Below are 5,610 nucleotides of genomic sequence, written 5' to 3'. Positions count from 1 at the left end.
GACTTGATGTATCTAATGAAGTTGACCATAAATTTTGGAGAAAACTAAGGCAAGAATTAAAAGCATTAAAACCAGATGTATATATATTAGGTGAAATATGGCATAATAGTTTACCTTGGTTAATGGGAGATCAATTTGACTCAGTTATGAACTATCCATTAGGTGAAGCTATTAGAGATTTCTTTTGTACTAATGAAATAGATGCTGAAAAATTTAAATACATGATAAATGATGTTATAATAAGTTATCCAATGCATGTTAATGAAGTTACATTTAATTTGCTTGGAAGTCATGATACTACTAGAATATTAAGTTATGCAAATGAAAATAAAGATAAATTTAAATTGGCTTACTTATTCATGTTTACTCAAGCAGGATCTCCTTGTATTTATTATGGGGATGAAATAGGTATGAAGGGGATACAAGAACCAGGATGTGATATGCAACGTCAATGTATGGTATGGGATGAAGAAAAACAAGATAAAGAGCTATTACAGTTTATGCAAAAAATAATAAAACTTCGCAAGAATACTGATGAATTTAAGTTGGCCTCAAATGATTGGGTTACAACTGATAAAGAAACTGGATTAGTTATAATTAAAAAAGAAGATGTGACTATCATATTAAATAATTCACAAGAAAAAAGATTAGTTAATTTACCAAAATACTTACAAAATAAGGAAGTTGAAGATTTATTTAAAGAAGAAAAAATTACTTTAAAAGATAGTATAAATGTGAATGCTTATGATTTTAAATTGTTAAAAAATATATACTAAATTTGTTATGTAATTATATATACTCCCTAGGAATAGGGAGTTTTTTAGAATTTAAATATAAACTATAATGAAAAATATAATGTTATTTTTATAAAAATACTGTATAATGAATACGAGAGACACTTTTTATGTTTAGTTTTGTCACTTAACATAAGAATGTCTCTTTTTCTGTTGTTAACAGTTAGATTAATAGAATAAGTATTTTAAAAGGAGAAAAAATGTTATTTGAAAATTTAGATATAATAAAGCCTATCCAAAAGGCATTAAAAGAAGAGGGGTATTCAAAGCCTACTCCAATACAAGCAAAGTCTATACCACATTTATTAGAAGGAAAGGACTTACTTGGATGTGCTCAAACGGGTACAGGAAAGACAGCATCTTTTGCTATTCCAATATTACAAGCAATTTATAATGACCAGAAATCATCAATAGGAAAAAGAACTATTAAAGCAGTAGTATTAGCTCCTACAAGAGAATTAGCTATTCAAATAGGTGAAAGTTTTACAGCTTACTCAAAACATATGGATATAAAAAATATAGTTATATTTGGTGGGGTATCTCAAAATCCTCAAACAAAGGCATTAAAAGAAGGGGTAGATATTTTAATAGCGACTCCAGGGAGAATGCTTGATTTATATAGCCAAAAATTTATTAATTTAAGCAAGGTAAAATACTTTGTACTTGATGAGGCAGATAGTATGCTAGACATGGGGATGATTCATGACGTGAAAAGAATAATAAGTCATCTTCCAAAGGTTCGTCAAAATATATTCTTCTCAGCAACTATGCCAAGTGAAATTTCAAAGTTAGCAAATTCTATTTTCAAAGATCCAATAAAAGTAGAAGTTACACCTGTAGCATCTACTACTGAAACTATTAAACAAAGTATGTATTTTGTTAGCAAAAAGCAAAAAAGAGCTTTACTTATAGATATTTTAAAGGATAAGTCTATTAAGTCTGCCTTAGTATTCTCAAGAACAAAGCATGGCGCAAATAAGATCACAACAGACCTTCTTAATGTTGGAATAGAAGCCTCAGCTATTCATGGTAATAAATCACAAAATGCAAGGCAACTTGCCTTAAATAATTTTAAGGAAGGTAAAGTAAGAGTGTTAGTAGCAACCGATATTGCGGCAAGAGGAATTGATGTAGATGAATTATCTCATGTAATCAACTATGACTTACCAGAAGTTGCAGAAACTTATGTTCATAGAATTGGACGTACAGGAAGAGCTGGACATTCTGGAACTGCTATGTCATTTTGTTCTATGGAAGAAAGAGACCTTTATAAGTCTATCGAAAAGCTTATAAAAAAGAAAATAGAACTTATAAAAGATCACCCTTATCACGGCAGTTCTAATGATGTATCGCAATTAGAACCCAAAAAAGATAATAGAAGAGATAACAGAGGAAGTAGTAAAAGAAATACCTCTTCTAAAGGAAATAATAAAAATTGGAATTCAAATAGAAGAAAAAAGCCAGCTAATAAAAAAACTGATAATAAATAAAACAGTACTATCAAATATGGCTAAAAATGCTATATATAATGGTATGAGAAAAAAGCTTATTTAGATGTTTACCATCTGGATAGGCTTATTTATATATATTAAAATAAAGCATAGTAATACTAGAAATATCTATATTGAATCAAGTCTTGTTATTGGATAAGAGATGATTAGATAATTATTTAAGTATATAGAACTGCATGTTTAAATATGATAATATAATAATTAAATATTATAAATGTCTTGTAAAAATAGGGGAGTAAAATATGAAAAAAATTACAATAATAAGTCTAGGAAATGAAACGGGCAACTCTCTAAAAAATCAACTAGAAAATATATTAAAAGAAAATATACATATAGAGTATTATTCAATAGACAATAAAATACCACATGAAATAGACACTGATTTAATAGTATTTTCAAGTAATGAAGTTTTTAAATTAGTTCTATCAAAAATGGAGATTAATCAAAAGTATGTAATAGTAAGGCGAGCTATACAATATGAACTAATAGATAAATTACTTAGCTTAGAAAAAAATACTGAAGTATTACTTGTAAATGACACAAAAGAAACTTGTGAAATTGCGATAAAACAACTTATTGGACATGGTGTTGAACATTTAATATATCACTTATATTATCCAGGGATACAAAAATATGAAAGGCAGTCAATTGCCATAACTCCAGGAGAAGAAGCACTTGTACCTAAAGGTATTGAAAAAGTAATAAATATAGGAACTAGAGAAATAGACATTGTTAGTATAATGGAAATTATTATACATCTAGGATATATGGAACTTTATGCAGATTTATTATCTTCATATTTTTTTAGAAAAATAGTAAAACAATGTAAAAAATATATACATATAGCCAATAAGAGTAGCGAATTAACTCGTATACTAAGTGATATTTTAGATAATAGTATTGAAGGGATTATATATACAAACACACAAGATGAAGTTTTGGTATTTAATAAAATTGCAATAGATATACTTGGATTAAGTAAAAATATAGTAGGTAAAAATATTTATGAATTATGCCCTCATATCAAAGATGATGTAAGTGTTATAAATAGTAATGAAATATTCATATCTAAAAAGAATATATATTCAAATGAAGAATTAATGGGATATATGTTTATCGTAGAAACATCTTCAGTTATAGAAAAGCTAGATGAAGAACGTAGAAGAAAGAAAAAACACAATACAAATAATGCAAAATATACTTTTAATGATATGATAGGAAATAATAATAAAGTTGTTAAAATGTTAAAATTATCTAAGAAAATATCAAAAACAAATTCGACGGTACTTATTCAAGGAGAAAGTGGAACAGGAAAAGAAATTTTAGCTCAATCTATTCACAATGAATCTGATAGAAGTAATAATCCATTTGTAGCAATAAACTTCTCAGCTCTTTCTGAGAATCTATTAGAAAGTGAGTTATTTGGATATGAAGAAGGTGCTTTTAGTGGAGCTAAAAAAGGTGGGAAAGTTGGGCTATTTAAAAAAGCTCATAAGGGTACGATATTTTTAGATGAAATTGGAGATGCCCCATATCATTTTCAAACAAGGCTTTTAAGGGTTTTACAAGAAAGAGAAATAACTCCCGTAGGAAGTACAGAAACTATTCCTATTGATGTAAGAGTTATAGCAGCCACTAATAAGGATTTAGTAGAAGAAGTTAAAGACAAAAGATTTAGAGAAGATTTATTTTATAGAATAAATGTAATGCCACTTTATACAATAAACCTTAGGGATAGAAAAGATGATATAGAAATTCTTATAAAATATTATTTAAGAAAGCAAAAAATATTTATAGTTTTAGAAGATTTTATGGAAATAGAGGTATTGTATTTTTTAAATCAATATAATTGGCCAGGAAATATACGAGAACTTGTAAATATTGTAGAGTACTTAGTTAACATAAAGGAAGATAATATAAAAATAAAATTAGAAGATTTACCAAAGTATATGATGACAAATTTCAAAGTAAATACAACTTTAAAATTACAAGAAAATATATGTGATAATATTTATAATAATATTAATGATAAATGTAATAACAATCTTGATAAAGAATATGAAAAAGAAAAAGCTAAAAAAGATTTAAATGATAGTGAAATTTGGATTCTTAATAAAATGTATATTCATAAAGGTATTGGAAGAAGAGGATTGTGCAAAATTGCTATTGAAGAAAATATAGATTTGGGTGAAGGTAAAATTAGAGGTATATTAAATAGATTAAGAGATAATGGGTTTATAGAAATTAACAAAGGGATAAATGGGACAAAACTTTTAGATAAAGGGATCGTCAAAATTAATAAAGGGACAAAAAGGGTTGATATTTTTTAATATCGACCCTTTTTTGTTATATAAAATTAGTAATTTACTTATATAAAAATATTAATTATTCAGAAAAAATACTTAATTTAAATTAGGTTAAATTATAAAACATCCTAAATTAATTAGATAAAAATATAAAAAATGATAGTTGGCATATATATTGCTTATATATTAAATGAAAATTTTAATAAGTTAAAACTAAAGAAGAAAAACAAAGAATGATATAAAAAATAATGGGGGTTGAAAAAATGAGTAATATTGCAAAACAAAGAAAAAAACCAACAGTAGTGCAAGCTATAACACCAATAATTTTTATGATAGTGGCATTGTCAGTAGGATATGGATATTTTAAAATGAAGATAGAACCTATTATGGTTATATCAGCATTTTTTGCAGCTATGATAGCATTAAAACTAGGGTATACATGGGAAGAAATGCAAAAAGCTATAATTGATAAAATAGCAAGTGCTCTACCAGCAACTTTAATACTTTGGAGTGTAGGTTTCTTAATTGGTTCACTTATGTTTGCAGGAACAGTACCAATGATAATTTATTATGGAGTACAATTAATAAGCCCTAAATTCTTATTAGTTACAACATTTTTAGCCTCAGCAACTTTATCTGTAGTTACGGGAACTTCTTGGGGGGCAGCAGGAACAATAGGAGTTGCTATGATGGGGATTGCAGGAGGATTAGGAATATCTTTACCAGCAACAGCAGGAGCAGTAGTAGGAGGAGCATATTTTGGAGATAAACTGTCCCCTCTTTCAGACACTACAAACTTAGCGCCAATGGCAGCAGGAAGTGAGCTATATGACCATATAAAGCATATGCTTTACACAACAATACCAGCATCTATAGTTTCATTAATTGTATATTTAATAGTGGGATTTAAAGCATCTGGAGATATGGCAACACCAGAATCAGTAGCAATTATGATGAACCAATTAGACTCAATGTTCAATTTTAATATAGTTTTAATAT

4 protein-coding genes are annotated in these 5,610 nt (G+C 27.4%); all 4 read left to right on the top strand.

Features of this window, described 5'->3' with window-relative positions; genetic code table 11:
• A partial coding sequence (locus VLM92_RS12325) for an alpha-amylase family glycosyl hydrolase (RefSeq protein WP_325276634.1) occupies positions 1-776 on the top strand: 776 nt, incomplete at its 5' end.
• Between the two features lie 218 nt (positions 777-994).
• Complete coding sequence (locus VLM92_RS12320) at positions 995-2,284, top strand: DEAD/DEAH box helicase (protein ID WP_325276633.1); 1,290 nt, start codon at positions 995-997, stop codon at positions 2,282-2,284.
• Between the two features lie 263 nt (positions 2,285-2,547).
• Complete coding sequence (locus tag VLM92_RS12315; protein ID WP_325276632.1) at positions 2,548-4,635, top strand: sigma-54 interaction domain-containing protein; 2,088 nt, start codon at positions 2,548-2,550, stop codon at positions 4,633-4,635.
• Between the two features lie 239 nt (positions 4,636-4,874).
• The coding region (locus tag VLM92_RS12310) for a Na+/H+ antiporter NhaC family protein (protein ID WP_325276631.1) at positions 4,875-5,610 on the top strand (736 nt) is incomplete at its 3' end.

Origin of the sequence: Romboutsia sp., from assembly GCF_035470145.1 — a bacterium.
GTDB lineage: Bacteria > Bacillota > Clostridia > Peptostreptococcales > Peptostreptococcaceae > Romboutsia_D.
The sequence above is the reverse complement of the archived record's forward strand: the minus strand, read 5'-3'. Positions and strand labels throughout refer to the sequence as shown.

Excerpts from the sequence above, each read along its gene's own strand:
- VLM92_RS12320 (WP_325276633.1), top strand. The coding sequence starts at position 995 with ATGTTATTTGAAAATTTAGATATAATAAAGCCTATCCAAAAGGCATTA.
- VLM92_RS12315 (WP_325276632.1), top strand. The coding sequence starts at position 2,548 with ATGAAAAAAATTACAATAATAAGTCTAGGAAATGAAACGGGCAACTCT.